Below are 16,204 nucleotides of genomic sequence, written 5' to 3' on the forward strand. Positions count from 1 at the left end.
TCATTACACCACATGGAGGTATTTTTTTCTACACGTGAAAATCGCTCAGGTTAGGAATAAGTCAGATTATGAGACTACAGAGATCACAACCCCTCGCCAGAAGACTGTTCCTGCGCTACGGGCTTATATCCCTCGCTCTGATTCTGATTGTCGGCCTGGGGCTCTTTTTTGTTCTTTCCAACTGGGTGAACAGGAACATCCGCAGTTCCCTGGAAAAAACAAACAGAAGCATTGTCGAAATCATCGAAAACGGTGCCCGCAGAGAGATTCGGCGCCTGCTGCAGGCGGAAGTAAGCGCTGCCATGGACCGGATTGCCCGGATGCGCAGCGAAGCCCGGGAAGCGGGAGCCGGGGAACAGCAGATCCGGCAGATGGTAATCGATATGCTGGCGGCCGAGCACATAGGCAGGGAAGGCTATTTTTTTATCATCCACGGCAGCGGGAAGGTCATCTACCATCCCCGGAAGGAACTGGTGGGTGAGGAGGTCAGAAACCTCGACTTTATTCAGGCCATGAAGGAACAGAGGCGGGGCTTCATGGAGTATGAGAGTCGCCTTCCCGGGGAAGAGCAGGTTCGGGAAAAAGCCCTGGTATCGGACGTAATTACCGACTGGGACTGGATTATCGCCGCCTCGGTATACTGGACCGATTATCCCCGGCTCTTTGATATCAACAGCCTGGATGATTTTATCCAGTCCATAGATCTGGGAGACCGGGGGTACTCCTTTGTCGTTAACGGGGAGGGGACCCTACTTGTTCACCCCACCCTCCGGGGACGCAGCCTGCCGGAAACTGACACACCACTTCTTTCAATAATGCGAAGGGGCGCAGAAACATCCTCTTCAGGTTTTATCCCTTATTCCTGGCATCCTGATGGCCGGGACCGATGGGAGAAAAAACTGCTCCACTATATTCAATTGAAGGAGTTCGACTGGTATGTGGCCTCCACGGTATACCTGACTGATGTTCAGAGGCCTCTGTGGAGACTGGGGATATTCATTTTCCTCTTCAGTATCCTTACACTGATAATCTTTCTGATAGTATCTTCGAGGTTCGGCAGGATACTCTCCCGGCCTCTCGACTCGATCAATGAGTGCCTCGATAAGGGAGAAGCCGGGGATTACAGCCGTCGGGTCGCCCCTGTGGGCGTCAAGGAACTGGATGCTCTGGCGGAACACTTCAACCGTTTTATGGAACAGCTGGAACAGGGAAAGGAAGTCGCCATGTCCCTGGAAACCCTCCGGGCTCTGTCGGATACGGTGTTTCAGAACACCATAGAAGGCATCGCCATTACCGACCTTGAAGGCACGATTCAGCAGATAAACCAGGCTTTTACCGAGATCACCGGATACACCATGGACGAGGTGCTGGGAAAGAACCCCAGGATGCTCAAGTCGGATCGTCACGAGAGGGATTTTTATGAATACATGTGGCGGTCCATTAACGAAACCGGCAGATGGAGCGGTGAAATCTGGAACCGGAGAAAAAGCGGAGAGGCCTATCCTGAATGGCTCTCCATTACCACCCTTCGCGGAAACAGCAATGAGCCGGTGGGATACATAAGCATCTTTCACGATATATCCCGACAGAAGAAAACGGAACAGAGGCTCAGCTATCAGGCATATCACGACGCCCTGACGGGACTCCCGAACAGAAGTCTCTTCCGTGACCGCCTGGAAATGGCCATTGCATCGGCCAACCGTACGGGCGAAAAAGGTGCGGTTATATTCATGGATATCGATAACTTCAAGCAGGTAAACGATGTTCTGGGACATATTCAGGGCGATCAGTTCCTCTCAATCCTGGCCGAACGTCTGGTGCGTTCAATCAGGGAGGTCGATACTGTGGCCCGTCTGGGGGGCGATGAGTTCTCCCTGCTTCTCCCGGTACTCCAGGAGCAGACCGATGCCATCGAGGTGCTTACCCGTATTATTGACAGAATTGAGGAGCCCGTACTCCTGGGGACCAAGACCATCCATCCCAGGGCCAGTTTCGGGATTACCTACTTTCCGGAGGACGGAAACGACTCCGACCGGCTCATGCGTAACGCGGACATGGCCATGTATCGTTCAAAACATCGGGGCGACGGGGGATACACCCTGTTCAATGCAAACATCGAGAAGAAAAACCTGCGCCGGACATCCCTGGAAGACAAGCTGCGCGGGGCCGTCACCGCGGGACACTTCCTGGTCTATTATCAGCCCCAGTACAGCCTCGAACAGAAACGGGTCACCGGTTTCGAGGCCCTTATCCGCTGGAATGACCCTCAGGAGGGGTGGATTTCCCCGGGAGAGTTCATTCCCATCGCAGAATCCAGCGGCCTTATCTCCGCCATCGATACCTGGACCCTGCGTCAGGCCCTGGGAACCATAAATACGCTGAACCGGGAAACAGGAAAGCAGTACACCATCAGCGTCAACGTATCGGCCCTGCAGTTTCGCGAGGAAGGATTTGTAGAGTCGATTCTGGCGGCCCTGAATGCCACGTCTTTTCCGCCGGAGCTGCTGGAACTGGAGATAACCGAGAGTACCGCCATGCAGAATGTAAGCGCGGCCATAGCGAAGATCGAAGAGCTCAGCAAAAGGGGAGTCTGTTTTGCCGTGGATGACTTTGGCACAGGATACTCTTCGCTGAGTTACCTGAACCGACTGAAGGCAGATACCCTCAAGATCGACAGCTCCTTCATTCAGGAACTCGACACCGTTCCCGAGGCAGCCGCTGTTGTCACCTCCGTAATTGCCCTTGGAAAGAACCTGGGCATGAGGATAATAGCAGAGGGAGTGGAAACCGAGGCACAGCTCGAATTCATACAGAAACACTCCTGCTCCATCATACAGGGCTACCTGTTCGGACGCCCCATGCCCTTCGAAGAACTGAAAGAGTTTCTGAAACATGAAGCCTGACAGGAAATTCCATGGCATTTTTCTACCTTTGCCACAATTGGAATTGCCTGTGCTTGACAAAAATCCGTTAATCGGCTAAGTTCTGCTGACCTAAACGGGGGTGTGGCGAAGCTGGTTATCGCGCCGGCCTGTCAAGCCGGAGACCGCGGGTTCAAGTCCCGTCACTCCCGTTATACGAGCCTCCGCTTCTGCGGAGGTTTTTTTATACCCCCCTATAATCCCGTGACCTGATCAGATCCCAGCACAGTCAGAAAATAATTCCACAGTGCGTCAGAAGGCGGCGGGGCCAGGCAGCGTACCATCCTGCCCTTTTCTCCGATGGGATGTTCAAAAACGAGGGACCGGGCGTGGAGGGAAATACCGCCGTCGGGGTTCGAACGCCTGGCACCGTACTTCAGGTCTCCCCGGATATGCATACCCCGGGCCGCCAGCTGACAACGGATCTGGTGATGCCGGCCGGTACCGATCTCGACCTCGAGCAGACAGTAACGGTCTCCTCTGGCCAGGAGTCTGTACTTCAGCAGGGCCCGTTTGGCGCCCTTCGCCTGTCTGCTCCCCGGAGAGGCCTGGGAGGCAACAAAGGATTTATTCTTCTTTACATCCTTCCAGAGAAGATCATCAAAACTCCCCTCCTCCTCCGGAGGCGGTGTATCCACCAGAGCCCAGTAGCGCTTTTCCACCAGGCCCTCACGAAAAAGGGCATTGATCCTGGAGAGGGCCTTCCCCGTTTTGGCAAAGATAACGGCCCCGCTGGTGGGCCGGTCCAGCCGGTGGGTGACCCCCAGAAAGACATTCCCCGGTTTGGCATCCCGGATACGAATGTACTCCTTGACGGCCTCCCCCATGGGGGAATCCCCGCTGCTGTCTCCCTGGACAAGTTCCCCGGGGAGCTTATTTACGACAATAAGATGGTTGTCCTCGTAGAGGACCCGTTCAGAAAAAGCTGATTCGGACACATCCCCTTGTACCCTCCCGGCAGCTCATGGTCAAGAGTCCTGGCCGTGCAGTCTTTTGTTTCAAGATGTTGCTTAATCGCTATTTTCTCTAAAATGTATATTTTTGCTTGACAGCAATCCAAAAGGGATACATTATGAGTACAGTCAACATTTATAGTTGATTGATACAACAAACAGACCCTTTGGAAGGAGCCCTTTGCGGCATGAAGCATCTGTCCATCGAAGAATACCCGGAAGGTATTCTCATACTCGATACATCTACCCTGCAGATACAGGATGGTAACGCACGGGCCGCCGAACTTTTCGGGATCGACAAAGAGAGGATCCCGGAATTCAGGCTGCCGGAGCTTCTTCCGGAGGCGGCGTCCCTGATTTTCGACGGGGAAGCCGCCTCCATGATCCACGAATTACCCGATAAAACAGGGACCAGGGTACTGGAAATCAGCCTGGCTCCCCGGGAAAAGGACAGAACTTCCAGCCGCCCTCTTTTTCTGCGGGAGATTACATCCCATTGTGCAATCCGCCGGGAGCTGGAAAAGGAGCTTGAACGTCACCGCCTGCTGGATCAAGAGACCCATCACCGGGTAAAAAACAGTCTTGCCATCGTCTCATCCCTGATAGGCCTTAAGTCGGTGGACCTTGAAAACCCCGGGGAACTCTTCCACCTTGCCAGCCAGGTGGATGCCATAGCAGCCATACATCATGAGCTGGCAAAGAAACCCGGCAGCCTCAGAATCAATATCTGCTCATACCTGAGCACGGTGGTACAGAACGCCCTCCGTGCCTACGGTTTCCAGCAACTCCTTCCGGAAATGAACATCGAAAACCAGGATGTTCCCGCCAAAACGGCGACAAGCCTGGGCATTATTGTCAACGAGATTATCATCAACGCCTGCAAATACGGCTTCAAGTCCGGGACCCTTTCCGAAGCCAGGGTCTGGCTTGAGCTCAGCACCATAAGCCGGACCGACGGGACAGAAATAATGCTCAGGATAGGGAACAACGGCACCTTCCACACAGTAAACTCCCCTGCCGGGGACTCCTCGGGGACAGGAATGGCCCTGATCAACTCCCTGCTTCAGGAGATGAATGCCCGCCTTACGGTAACAAAAGAACCCCATCCCATTTTTGAGATCCGCTTGACCTTGACCGGTAAATAGGGGTAGCTTTTTTTCAGGTGCTTGGATCAACCATAACGACCGAGACGCCTGAAGGATCGCCATGAGACATTCCCAGCCTGCCCTTTGCTCAAATATCGGGAGCTTCAATGATCGAGCTTGACGGGGTGAGCTATACCTATCCGGGATCAGAAAGCCCTGCAGTCTCGAAGCTGAGCACCCGGATCAATCCCGGGGAGATAACCCTCCTGGCAGGATCCAACGGTTCAGGAAAATCAACCCTGACCCGGCTTATCCTCGGGCTGCTGGAACCCGACGAGGGAAGCATACGCATCGACGCGAATACCAGCCCGAATAATCGCCGCAGCCTTATCGGTCTGGTGCGGCAGGATCCCCGCAGCCAGCTTATTGCCTCCCTTGTCGACGAGGAGGTTGCCTTCGGCCCGGAAAACATCGGGCTTGCCAGGGAGGAGATCCGCGTGCGGGTGGCGGAATCCCTGGAAAAGGTCGGCCTGTCCGGTTTCGATGACCGTAATCCGGACACCCTCTCCGCAGGACAGCAGCAGCGTCTTGCCATCGCCGGTGTTCTTGCCATGAAACCCGCCTACGTAATCTTTGACGAGGCCTCCTCCATGCTCGATCCCGCAGGGCGGGAGGATTTCTATCGGCTCTGCAGGGAACTTGCCGCCTCGGGTGTGGGAGTCCTGAGTATTAGCCATTTTCCCGACGAAGCCCTTCAGGCGGATACGATGATCCTCCTGGAAAAAGGATCACTGGCCGCCCAGGGACCTCCCCTCACTGTCTTTCGCCAAAGGCCGGAGCTGAAGCGCTCTTTTCTGCTCAGGCTTACCGAAGCCCTCAGAAACCGGGGGATCTCACTCCCCGACAGGATCAGTACCCCCGGGGAGCTGATCGCCGGTCTTGATGCTTTGCTGACAGAGGGAGAAGGAAGAAGATGAACCCGGTTATACGTGTTGCCGGACTTGAATACCATTACGGCAGACAGGAGAAAAACCTCCCCTCTCCCCCGAAGGTCCTCGAAGGAATCGATCTGCGGGTGGAAAAAGCCGAACTTTTGGCAATTATCGGTGCCACAGGCTCGGGTAAAACGACCCTGCTGCAGATACTGGCGGGACTTCTGCTTCCTCAAAAGGGAGAGGCCAGGGTCCTCGGTCTTGATCTGGGCAACCCGAAGATCGGGGAAAAAGAGCTGGACGCCCACCGTCGGCGGACAGTTATAGCCCTGCAGCGTCCGGAGGAGATGCTCTTCCGGACCTATGTCGGGGATGACGTTGCCTACGGACCCGCCAACTACGGCATCAGGGGGCGGGCCCTGGCCCTGCGGGTAAAGGAGGCCATGGAAACCATGGGCCTCTCCTACACCCGCTTCAAGGACCGGCGCACCGACTCCTTAAGCGGCGGAGAGATGCGCAAGGCGGCCCTGGCGGGGGTTCTGGCACTGAAGCCGGAGATCCTGCTTCTGGATGAGCCGGCGGCGGGACTCGATCCGCCCTCTGCAGGAGACCTTTTCCGGCGGATAAGGGATCTTCGCGCCGGAGGGGTCACCGTTATCTTCTCTACCCACGACATGGACCAGGTCATGCTGGCCGACAGGGCGGCGGTTTTTCGCGAAGGACGCCTCCTGGCCGTCGAGTCTCCGGAACAGCTCTTTTTCCACAGCGATATCCCCGAGAAGGCTGGGCTCCTTCCCCCGGAGTCCGCCCGTATCTGCCGGAGCCTTATGGACAGGGGAATGGATCTCCGGAGCAACAGCGCCTTCGCCCAGGATCCTGAAGCTCTGGCGGAGATCATCGCAGGAGGCCTGGCATGAAGGATTTCGGAAGCTTCGGCGGAGGATTTGAGCTTTTCCGCCGACAGGCCTGTTCAGGTCCCCTGGGCCGGCTTCATCCGGGAGTCAAAGCAGCGGGGCTTGTCATCGGCATCGGAACAATCAGCCTGATCAGTTCCGCCAGCGGTCTTTTTATCATTCTCTGCTGCCTCCTGTGGGCAGCCGGCATCTCCGGTCTGTCGCCCTCCAGGCTCTTCAGACCCCTGCTTCCCGTTGCGCCCTTTCTTGTACTGCTTGTACTGCTTCACGGGGTCACCCGCAGCGGTTCCCCGGAGGAGGCCCTTCTCTCCCGGGGGGACATTCTCCCCATGCTGATCATGAGCCTGCGAATCATCACCCTGATGGGCTGGATAGGACTCTCCAGCGCCACGGTAACCACCCCGGAGGTGAGTTACGGAATAGAGTCCCTCTTTTCGCCCCTGGAACGCCTCGGCTTTCCCGCCGGGGAGCTGGGACTCATCGCCACCGTCACCTTCCGCTTTATTCCCTTTTTACGGGAAGAGAGCGAACGCCTGGCCAAGGCCCAGACCGCCCGGGGCGGCAGCCTGGGCTTCAGGTCCGCCAACCCCTTCCGCAGAATGAAAGCCGCCCTTCCCACCATGGTACCCCTTTTTATCGGGACCCTGAGACGGGCGGAGGTTCTGGCGGAGTCCATGCACCTCCGGGGCTACGACGAAAAAGGTGGCAGAATACGCCTGCGCCGGTATCGCTTGAAGCCTCAGGACCTTCTCTGGTCCGCAGCAGGCGCCGCTGTCCTGGGTGCCGCCGTTCTTATGCAGTACGTAAATACGGACGCTCGTCTTGTACGGGCACTGATACATATCATTTTCATTTTTAAAGGAGCTGCAGTATGAATACACGAATACGTTTTCTGGTGATAACCGGTGCCCTGGGGGCCCTCTCCATCGTCCTCTCCCTGACTCCCCTGGGATTCATCCCCTGGGTCGGTGGAGCCTCCCTGACAACCATGCACATTCCGGTCATTGTGGGGGCGATCATCGAGGGACCCGTCGCCGGTGCCATAATCGGAGGTATCTTCGGAATCTTCGGAATGATCCGAGCCGCCATAGCGCCCCAGGGGCCCCTGGATCCCCTCTTCGTCAATCCCCTGGTCTCCCTTCTGCCGAGGCTCCTGATCGGTCCCGCCGCCTGGGCTGTCTGGAGCTTTCTGAAACGCTTCCCCCTTCCTGCCCTGACCCTGGCGGGTATCGCCGGAAGCCTGGTAAACACCGTACTGGTCTTGAGCGCCCTGGGGCTCCTGGAAGCCCTGCCCTGGAAGGTCATAGCCGGCGTTGCCGTGGCCAACGGACTGCCGGAAGCCGCCGCAGCGGCCCTGATTACCCTGGCGGTGGTGGCGGCCTGGAAGCGCATCGATACCGGAAAAGGACGCTCATCCCTTGAGGACCTGGAATAATGCTGCTGGCAATCGATATCGGCAACTCGAACATCGTCTTTGGTCTCTACGGCAGCCGGGGATGGATCGACCACTGGCGGATCCACACGGATCACAACAAAATGCCCGACGAGTACGCCGTCCTCTTCCGTGACATCCTCAGGGAAGAGAGCGTACCCCGCGAAGCCATCGGTACCACGATAATCAGCTCCGTGGTTCCCCATCTTACCGAAAAGATCAAGGAAGTCACCCAGGCTCTCACGGGCAAGGACCCCCTCATCGTCGGTCCCGGCATAAAAACCGGTATAAAGATACGCACCGATAATCCGGCGGAGGTGGGTTCAGATCTGGTCTGTAACGCCGTCGCCGCCTACGAGCGGGTAAAGGGCAACTGTATAATTGTCGATTTCGGGACAGCCCTGACCTTTACCGCGGTCAACGACAAAGGCGACCTGATGGGAGTCGCCATTGCACCGGGTATTCAGGCCGGGGCGGGTGCCCTGGCCGCCTCAACAGCCCAGCTGCCCCAGGTCTGGCTTCAGGAACCGGAGCACGCCATAGGCAAAAACACCACCCAGTCCATCCGTTCGGGAATCCTCTTCGGTTACGCCGGGCTCGTGGAAGGACTGATACGCCGGATCCGGGCGGAGCTCGGGGGAGAAGCGACGGTTATCGCCACGGGAGGCCGGGCCTCGGTCATAGCGCCCCTTACCGACTGCATTACCCTGGTGGAGCCCTGGCTTATCCTGGAAGGACTGCGGCTCATAGCAGGACGAAACAACTGGTCCGCACAAAGGGCTGTATGAATTTGCATTTTCCCGAAGGAATGTTCATACTGAAGAGAGGAGGAGCGCAATGTCGGGTCCGCAATCCACAATCAATACCCTTACGCGTCAGTATCTGACCTTTCATCTGGAAAAGGAGCTGTACGCTGTTGACGTCCGGAATGTACGGGAGGTGCTGGAGGTACCCAGAATAACAAAGATTCCCCGTATGCCTGAGTTCATGAAGGGGGTAATCAACCTCCGGGGCAGCGTCGTTCCGGTAATAGATCTGCGCCTCAAGCTTGAGCTGCCCTCGGCGGAGCAGACCGAAAGCACCAGCATTATCATTCTGGAAGTTCTCCACAAGGGGCAGGAGCTGCAGGTAGGGGCCTTCGTCGATTCCGTTGACGAGGTCGTCGAGATCGACGAAGCCAGCATCGAACCTGCACCGAAGTTCAGCACCCAGATCAATGCCGATTTTATCAATGGTATCGGAAAAATGGACGAGGAGTTCGTTATTATCCTGAACACCTTCAAGGTCTTCAGCGAAACCGAGCTTGGAATCCTCTCCGCCGCTAATGACGAAGCAGTGCCGGCGGAGCAGTAAACCTATCCCCGGTTTTTCAGCTTCGCCCAGGTATCCTTTAATCCCACGGTGCGGTTGAAGACCGGGGCTTCCGGGGTGGAATCCAGGTCCACCGTATAGTATCCCTGACGCAGAAACTGGAAAATTCCTTCAATGGAACCGTTTTTCTCTCCCCTGGCAGCCTCCGCCAGGGCCGGTTCGAGCTTAACTCCCTGTACTATCTCCAGGGAATCGGGATTCATGATCTCTGCAAAATCCCCATCATGTTCCCAGGGGCGTTCTTCACTGAAAAGTTCGCTGTAGTTCCTGACCTCCGCCTCAACGGCATGTCTGGCGCTGACCCAGTGGCTGGTTCCCCTGACCCTGCGTCCGTCTTCGCTCCAGCCGCCCCGGCTTTCGGGATCGTAGGTGCAGATGACCTCCGTCACCCGGCCGGAATCATCGGTCCGGTAGTCTGTGCAGGTTACATAGTAGGCGTGTTTAAGACGAATCTCGTTTCCCGGGGCAAGGCGGAAGAACTTCTTCGGAGGATCCACCATAAAGTCCTCCTCCTCGATGTAGAGATCACGGCAGAAGGGGATCTTTCTGCTTCCCGCCTCCGGGTCCTCCGGGTTGTTCTCCCCGTCGAACCACTCCACCTGGTCCTCCGGATAGTTGCTTATGGTCAGCTTCAGGGGCTTGAGAACCGCCATTCTCCTGAGGGAACGACGGTTAAGGTCTTCCCGCAGACAGTATTCCAGCTGTCCCGAATCGATAATGCTGTGGGCCTTTGAAATGCCGATCATCTCCACAAAGGCCTTGATTGCTTCCGGAGTATAGCCCCGGCGGCGCAGGCCCCGGATCGTGGGGACTCTGGGGTCGTCCCAGCCGGAGATCAGACCGTCTTTCATCAGACGGACGTAGAAGCGTTTTGATAAAAGGGTATTGGTTATCTGCAGACGGGAGAACTCAATCTGCCGGGGACGATGAACCGGGAGCTGTTCCAGAAACCAGTCATACAGAGGACGGTGATCCTCGAACTCCAGGGTACAGAGGGAGTGGGTGATCCCCTCGAAGGAGTCTTCAAGGCCATGGGCCCAGTCGTACATGGGGTAGATGCACCAGGCATCCCCCTGACGGTAATGGGCAGCGTGCTGAATGCGGTACATCACCGGGTCCCGCATGTTGATGTTGCCGGAGCTCATGTCTATTTTTGCCCGAAGGACCCGTTCTCCGTCGGGGAACTCCCCTTTGCGCATGCGCCGGAAGAGATCGAGGTTCTCCTCCGCGCTCCGGTTGCGGTAGGGACTCTCCCTGCCGGGCTCGGTCAGGGTCCCCCGGTACTCCCGGATCTCGTCGGCGGAAAGGTCATCCACGTAGGCCAGGCCTTTTTTTACAAGCTCCTCCGCGAGTTCATACATCCGTTCAAAGTAATCCGAGGCGAAGGTAAGATTGGCCCACTGATATCCGAGCCAGAGGACGTCCTCCTGGATCCCGTCTATAAACTCCTGTTCCTCTTTGAGGGGATTGGTATCGTCCATGCGCAGATTGCAGTAACCGCCGTAGCGCCGGGCAGTCTCGAAATCGACATAGATGGCTTTGGCGTGGCCTATGTGCAGGTAGGCATTCGGTTCAGGAGGAAAACGGGTTACAATCCTGTCGGGTACTTTTCCTGCGGCAAGGTCGCTGTCCACGGCCTCCCAGATAAAGTTTGTTCTGGTATCAGCATCGCTCATGTACGAACTCCTCTCTATTTCTCCAATGGCTGTCGATTTTTTCAGCTGCATTGTAAATTAAAGAGGAGGACGTTACAAGCGAAGGAACATATCCTCCGTACTAGTCCCCCCGGTCCACCGCTGTTTCCGGCACTACCAGAACAGGACACGAAGCCCGGCGCACAAGTTCAGAGTCGACGCAGCCGAACAGCAGCTTGTAAAATGCACCGTGGGCATGGGCACCCACTACTATCATGTCGACGCCCCGTTCCTCGGCGGTTTCCAGGATAGCCTGTGCGGGGTCTCCGGTCATCAGAACGGCTTCGACATTCAGCCCGTCACCCTTGAGCTGCTTTTCGATAAGATCGAGGGCGTGTTTATCATTCTTGAGCTGTTCGACCTCGATCTCCCTGCGCACGGATTCATCCAGTCCGAATCCCAGGATACCGTGGTAGGTGTAGCCGGGAGAATAGTAGATATAGCCCGTCTGGGGTGGTTCCGTGTGAAGAAGCAGCAGTTTTGCCTGCCATGCCTTGGCCAGGTCCGAACCGTAGCGCAGAACCGGACCGCTGAGATCGGAGAAGTCATGGGCGATTAATATGGTCTTCATGGTGTTCCTCCTTGCCTCACATTAAAGGTAAACGCCGGAGCGCCGGTTTGGCAAGGATAAAACACCAGAAGTGTCCGGGCTCAGGGTTCCAGGATTTCCGGCGGGTCTTCTCCTTCCGGAACAAAGATCAGGGCATCGGAGTTGATGCAGAAGCGCAGGCCCGTGGGATCAGGACCATCGGTAAAAACATGCCCGAGATGGGCGCCGCTCAGGGAATCCACCACCTCGATACGCCGCATAAAAAGGGAATTGTCCGCGATCAGGGTAACGGCATCCTTGTCGATGGGAGCGTAAAAGCTGGGCCATCCGCTGCCGGAGTCATATTTTGTATCGGAACTGAAGAGGGGCTGACCTGTGGCGGCGGAGTAGTAGGTTCCCTTCTCATAGAACTTGTCGTACTTGCCGCTGAAGGCATATTCGGTACCTTCTTCGCAGAGAATGTAGTACTGATCATCCGTCAGACGCTGTCTCCACTCTACTTCCGACAGCTGCACCGGAAAATCGATCTCCTCCTTGTCCGTATGCACCGTATACCCCTGAAGCCCGCGGGTCTTCGATTCGGCAACGAGAATAAGCCCGGGTAACAGCAGAAGCAGAACCAGGGCGATACTGAAACGTCTCATAGAGTCCTCCTTGGGATCTTCCCGTCGGTAAATTTCCATATTTACGACTATAAAAGTCAAATTAATTCTGGAATCGCCCCGGCGGGAGCCCCCTGACAAAACCGGCGGGATGGTCTATAGTGGGTCCTTGGGAACATAACAAACACATTTCCAGGGAGCTTGATAATGCAAATTGTACAGAAGAAAACCACACCGGCGCTCAGATCGATAGTGATTGTGCTGGTATTACTTTTAATCCTGGCGACTCCTGCCTTTGCCGGCGGGAACAAGGAGAAGGCAGCGGAGAACCAGGGAAAAACGGAACAGGCTGCTGAAGCTTCACAGCCGGAGAACCAGAACGGAGACCAGGCCGGGAGCGCGGAAAATTCAAATAAAAAGCGCAGTACCCTGGCGGTCGCTTCCGGTGGAGCGGTAGCCTCGGTAAACGGGGAAGTCATTACCGAAGATGCCTTCAACGCCCAGATTGAAAACCTGCGGAAGAGCTACCGTGCCCAGCGTGGCAGCGATATCCCCGCCCAGGAGCTGGATAAACTGAAGAAACAGGTCGTTCAGGCCATGATAACAAAGAACGTGCTGCTGCAGAATTTCCGTGAACTCGGCTTCTCCGTTGATCCCGACAGGGTTGACAGGGAGATTCAGAATGTAAAAGACAATTACGGCTCCGAGGCGGAGTTCGAGAAGTCCATGGCCGACCAGGGTTACGACATGGAACGGCTCAGGAAAGAGATTACCCAGAGCCTGCAGGTTTTCATGGTCCAGCAGCATGTGGTGGAAGACGTGGAAGTGACCGACGAGGAGATGCGCCGGGCCTACAACTCGAATGTCGACCAGATCGCCCAGCCTGAAACCGTTCGTGCCCGCCACATCCTGGTAAGCCTGGAGGAAGGCGCCACGGAAGAGGACAAGGCGGCGGCCCGGGAAAAGATCGAGGCTATTCAGGAAGAGCTTGCCGCGGGTGCGGATTTTGCCGAGCTGGCAAAGGAGAAGTCCGAGGGCCCCAGCAGCAAGAACGGCGGCGACCTGGGGTATTTTTCAGCCGACAAGATGGTCCCCAGCTTCTCCGACGCAGCCTTTGCCCTGCAGCCCGGCGAGGTAAGCGGCATCGTGGAGACCCGCTTCGGCTACCATATAATCAAGCTGGAGGACCGCAAGGACGCCTGGCTGCCCAGCTTTGACGAGGTAAAAGAGCATTTAAGGCCCCAGCTGGAACAGCAGAAGGCCCAGATGGTTTTCCAGGAGTATGTTCAGCAGCTGCAGGGTAAGGCGGAAATCGAGATTCTGCGCCCCGACCTGAAGCCGGAACAGCAATAAATCTCCAAAGCTGTGGAATTATTTACACCGCTCCCCTTTCGGGAGCGGTTTTTTATTGACTTACAAAAGCCATATGCTCTATCTTGATAGAAATTAACGAATTCCTGAGGAGAACAGAGAATGTTTAAAAGAATCGCACTTGTTTTTATGATTTCTTTAATTGGTTTCGCCCTTTTTGCCGGCGGACAGCAGGACGACAACATGTATGTCTTCGCCTCCGACGTGGCCTGGGCCCCCATGGAGTTTGTAGACGAGAACGGCGATATGGTAGGCTTTGACATCGACCTGATGGCGGCCATTGCCGAAGAAGCCGGCTTCGAATACGAAATCCGCAACACCGCCTGGGACGGAATTTTTGCAGGACTCGCCAATGGTGCCTATGACGGAGTTATCTCCTCGGTAACCATTACAGACGACCGTAAAAAAGCCATGGACTTTTCCGAGCCCTACATCAATGCCGGTCAGGTACTGATTGTCCGCAAGGAGCTCAACGGAGTTACAAGCCTTGCCGACATGAAGGGCATGAAGGTAGGCGTCCAGAACGGCACCACCGGCGACTTTGTCGTGGAAGACGCCGAAGGGGTTGAGCGCCGGGCCTATGACGAGATCGGTTTTGCCGTGGAAGACCTGATGAACGGTAATGTCGAGGGTGTTGTCTGCGATTCTCCTGTAGCTGCCGACTATGTGCTTCAGAACAAGAACTACAAGGGTGCCCTGAAGATCGTCGGCGAACCCTTTACCGAAGAATACTATGGAATCGCTGTTCAGAAGGGAAACACCGAGCTGCTGAACAAGATCAACGCCGGCCTGAAAAAGATCATTGAATCCGGCAAGCGGGACGAGCTGATCGATAAATGGCTGCGATAGACCAGCCGGCAAAGGGCACCAGGATCGAGGTAACCGACGGTGCCCTTCTGCCCGTAAAAAGCGAACGGGGTATCCTGAACTCCTGGAGGGTTACCTTTGTTTTTTCCATTGTCATGCTGGCGATCCTCTTTTTCTTTTATGAGGATCCCTACTCCCAGATTGTCTATGTTGTTGCCAAGGGAATCCCCATAACCTTCAATGTCACAGTTTTCGCGATCCTCGGCTCAATCTTCATCGGTCTCTTTGCAGGACTCGGCCAGATTTCCCGGGTACGCATCGTCAACCTGATCGCCGGGGTCTATATCGAACTGATCCGGGGTATTCCCCTCCTGGTGCAGCTGATCTTTATCTATTACGCCCTGGGACGTTTCTTCAAGATCGAGGGAGCGGTGGCTGCGATTATCGCTCTCTCCATCTGTTACGGCGCCTATATGGGGGAGATCTTCCGGGCGGGAATTCAGTCCATCCCCAAGGGGCAGATGGAAGCTGCTCTTGCCCTGGGACTCTCCCGGGGACAGGCCATGCGCCTGGTAATACTGCCCCAGACCATCAAGATAATCCTCCCGGCCATCGGCAACGAGTTCATAGCCATGCTCAAGGACTCTTCCCTGGTTTCGGTCATCGCCCTCCGGGATATTCTCCGGCGGGGGCGGGAATACATAGCCAGAACCTTTCTGTCCCTGGAGACCATGGCCATAGTCGCCCTGGTGTATCTGGTAATTACCCTTGTGCTCTCCAAACTTGTTGCTATACTTGAAGACAGGATGAAGACCAGTGAAACCTAGAATTCGAATAGAGGAGGCCGTAAAGAATTTCGGCCACGTACAGGCTCTGAAGGGCGCCAGCCTGGAGGTTCAGCCGGGAGAGGTCGTTCTGATCATCGGTCCTTCCGGTTCCGGGAAAAGCACCCTGCTCCGCAGCGTCAACCGGCTTGAACGCCTGACCAGCGGCCATATCTGGATAGACGACGACCGCGTTTCCGGACCAAAGGCGGATATCCGGCGCATTCGTGAAGAGGTGGGCATGGTTTTCCAGAGTTTCAATCTCTTTCCCCATCTCAGGGTACTGGACAATATCAGCCTGGGCCCCCGGAACGTCAAAAAAACCGCGAAGTCCGCCGCGGAGGAAAAATCCAGGGCCCTGCTCAAGAAGGTCGGACTTTCCGAAAAGGAACAGGCCTGGCCGGAACAGCTCTCCGGCGGACAGCAGCAGCGGGTCGCCATAGCCCGCGCCCTGGCGATGGAACCGAAGGTCATGCTTTTCGACGAACCCACTTCCGCCCTGGATCCGGAGATGATCAAGGAGGTACTGGATGTCATGCTGGCTCTCGCCCAGGAGGGAATGACCATGCTGGTGGTTTCCCATGAGATGGGTTTTGCCCGTGCAGCCGCGGACAAGGTCGTTTTTATGGACGAAGGACAGATCGTAGAGCTTGGCCCGCCGGATCAGCTTTTCAATTCTCCCAGAGAAGAACGTACCCAGCGTTTCCTGAAACACATTTTATAGACTATCCTTAAAGGAGGTGGAGTC

At 56.0% G+C, this 16,204-nt stretch carries 16 protein-coding genes and 1 tRNA gene; 13 read left to right on the forward strand and 4 right to left on the reverse strand.

Going from position 1 to position 16,204, the window contains the following annotated elements:
* Positions 1-68 precede the first annotated feature (68 nt).
* Together B4O97_RS08015 and B4O97_RS08020 are read left to right on the forward strand one after the other, a co-directional pair.
* A complete protein-coding gene (locus B4O97_RS08015; RefSeq protein ID WP_083049840.1) occupies positions 69-2,903 on the forward strand; it encodes a bifunctional diguanylate cyclase/phosphodiesterase in 2,835 nt (944 codons plus the stop codon).
* Positions 2,904-2,999: 96 nt separating this feature from the next.
* Positions 3,000-3,073: transfer RNA gene (locus B4O97_RS08020), tRNA-Asp, on the forward strand.
* A gap of 42 nt (positions 3,074-3,115) precedes the next feature.
* On the opposite strand, the gene B4O97_RS08025 is transcribed toward B4O97_RS08020, so the two are convergent.
* Positions 3,116-3,859, reverse strand: coding sequence for an RluA family pseudouridine synthase (locus tag B4O97_RS08025; RefSeq protein ID WP_083049841.1), 744 nt, complete (start codon positions 3,857-3,859; stop codon positions 3,116-3,118).
* A 203-nt stretch (positions 3,860-4,062) separates the two neighbouring features.
* On the opposite strand from B4O97_RS08025, the gene B4O97_RS08030 reads away from it, so the two are divergent.
* The 7 genes from B4O97_RS08030 to B4O97_RS08060 all read left to right on the forward strand — a co-directional run bounded on the left by B4O97_RS08030 (position 4,063) and on the right by B4O97_RS08060 (position 9,590).
* The gene (locus B4O97_RS08030) at positions 4,063-5,019 is read left to right on the forward strand and encodes a sensor histidine kinase (RefSeq protein WP_083049842.1); all 957 of its coding nucleotides are present in this window, start codon (positions 4,063-4,065) and stop codon (positions 5,017-5,019) included.
* A 107-nt stretch (positions 5,020-5,126) separates the two neighbouring features.
* On the forward strand, positions 5,127-5,936 hold the full coding sequence (locus B4O97_RS08035; protein WP_083049843.1) for an ATP-binding cassette domain-containing protein: 810 nt from the start codon (positions 5,127-5,129) through the stop codon (positions 5,934-5,936).
* Positions 5,933-6,808: an ATP-binding cassette domain-containing protein gene (locus tag B4O97_RS08040; RefSeq protein ID WP_083049844.1), complete on the forward strand. Its 876-nt coding sequence runs from the start codon at positions 5,933-5,935 to the stop codon at positions 6,806-6,808. Before B4O97_RS08035 ends, B4O97_RS08040 begins: the two co-directional genes overlap by 4 nt.
* Complete coding sequence (locus B4O97_RS08045) at positions 6,805-7,680, forward strand: energy-coupling factor transporter transmembrane component T family protein (protein WP_083049845.1); 876 nt, start codon at positions 6,805-6,807, stop codon at positions 7,678-7,680. The genes B4O97_RS08040 and B4O97_RS08045 overlap by 4 nt, the downstream gene beginning before the upstream one ends.
* Positions 7,677-8,240 (forward strand): ECF transporter S component, encoded by a 564-nt coding sequence (locus B4O97_RS08050; RefSeq protein ID WP_083049846.1) that lies wholly within the window; start codon positions 7,677-7,679, stop codon positions 8,238-8,240. The genes B4O97_RS08045 and B4O97_RS08050 overlap by 4 nt, the downstream gene beginning before the upstream one ends.
* Positions 8,240-9,025, forward strand: a complete 786-nt coding sequence (locus B4O97_RS08055) for a type III pantothenate kinase (RefSeq protein ID WP_083049848.1) — start codon at positions 8,240-8,242, stop codon at positions 9,023-9,025. The genes B4O97_RS08050 and B4O97_RS08055 overlap by 1 nt, the downstream gene beginning before the upstream one ends.
* 49 nt (positions 9,026-9,074) lie before the next feature.
* Positions 9,075-9,590 carry a chemotaxis protein CheW gene (locus B4O97_RS08060; protein ID WP_083049849.1) on the forward strand — a complete coding sequence of 172 codons (516 nt, stop codon included), beginning with the start codon at positions 9,075-9,077 and terminating at the stop codon, positions 9,588-9,590.
* A gap of 2 nt (positions 9,591-9,592) precedes the next feature.
* Here the strand turns inward: B4O97_RS08060 and B4O97_RS08065 are convergent, their stop codons facing one another.
* From B4O97_RS08065 to msrB, 3 genes are all read right to left on the reverse strand, one after another.
* The gene (locus tag B4O97_RS08065; protein ID WP_083049851.1) at positions 9,593-11,284 is read right to left on the reverse strand and encodes a glutamine--tRNA ligase/YqeY domain fusion protein; all 1,692 of its coding nucleotides are present in this window, start codon (positions 11,282-11,284) and stop codon (positions 9,593-9,595) included.
* A 100-nt stretch (positions 11,285-11,384) separates the two neighbouring features.
* Positions 11,385-11,873 (reverse strand): universal stress protein, encoded by a 489-nt coding sequence (locus B4O97_RS08070; protein WP_083049853.1) that lies wholly within the window; start codon positions 11,871-11,873, stop codon positions 11,385-11,387.
* A gap of 80 nt (positions 11,874-11,953) precedes the next feature.
* The gene (msrB, locus tag B4O97_RS08075) at positions 11,954-12,496 is read right to left on the reverse strand and encodes a peptide-methionine (R)-S-oxide reductase MsrB (protein ID WP_083049855.1); all 543 of its coding nucleotides are present in this window, start codon (positions 12,494-12,496) and stop codon (positions 11,954-11,956) included.
* 165 nt (positions 12,497-12,661) lie between these two features.
* Here msrB and B4O97_RS08080 point away from each other — a divergent pair, with 165 nt between their 5' ends.
* The 4 genes from B4O97_RS08080 (at position 12,662) to B4O97_RS08095 (ending at position 16,180) form a co-directional block, all read left to right on the forward strand.
* Entirely contained in the window at positions 12,662-13,807 is a 1,146-nt protein-coding gene (locus tag B4O97_RS08080) for a foldase protein PrsA (protein WP_083049857.1), read from the forward strand.
* Between the two features lie 120 nt (positions 13,808-13,927).
* Positions 13,928-14,674, forward strand: coding sequence for a basic amino acid ABC transporter substrate-binding protein (locus B4O97_RS08085; RefSeq protein ID WP_083049858.1), 747 nt, complete (start codon positions 13,928-13,930; stop codon positions 14,672-14,674).
* A complete protein-coding gene (locus B4O97_RS08090; protein WP_083049863.1) occupies positions 14,662-15,459 on the forward strand; it encodes an amino acid ABC transporter permease in 798 nt (265 codons plus the stop codon). The genes B4O97_RS08085 and B4O97_RS08090 overlap by 13 nt, the downstream gene beginning before the upstream one ends.
* The gene (locus tag B4O97_RS08095) at positions 15,449-16,180 is read left to right on the forward strand and encodes an amino acid ABC transporter ATP-binding protein (RefSeq protein WP_083049865.1); all 732 of its coding nucleotides are present in this window, start codon (positions 15,449-15,451) and stop codon (positions 16,178-16,180) included. Before B4O97_RS08090 ends, B4O97_RS08095 begins: the two co-directional genes overlap by 11 nt.
* Positions 16,181-16,204 lie beyond the last annotated feature (24 nt).

This window comes from Marispirochaeta aestuarii, assembly GCF_002087085.1.
GTDB classification, from domain to species: domain Bacteria; phylum Spirochaetota; class Spirochaetia; order JC444; family Marispirochaetaceae; genus Marispirochaeta; species Marispirochaeta aestuarii.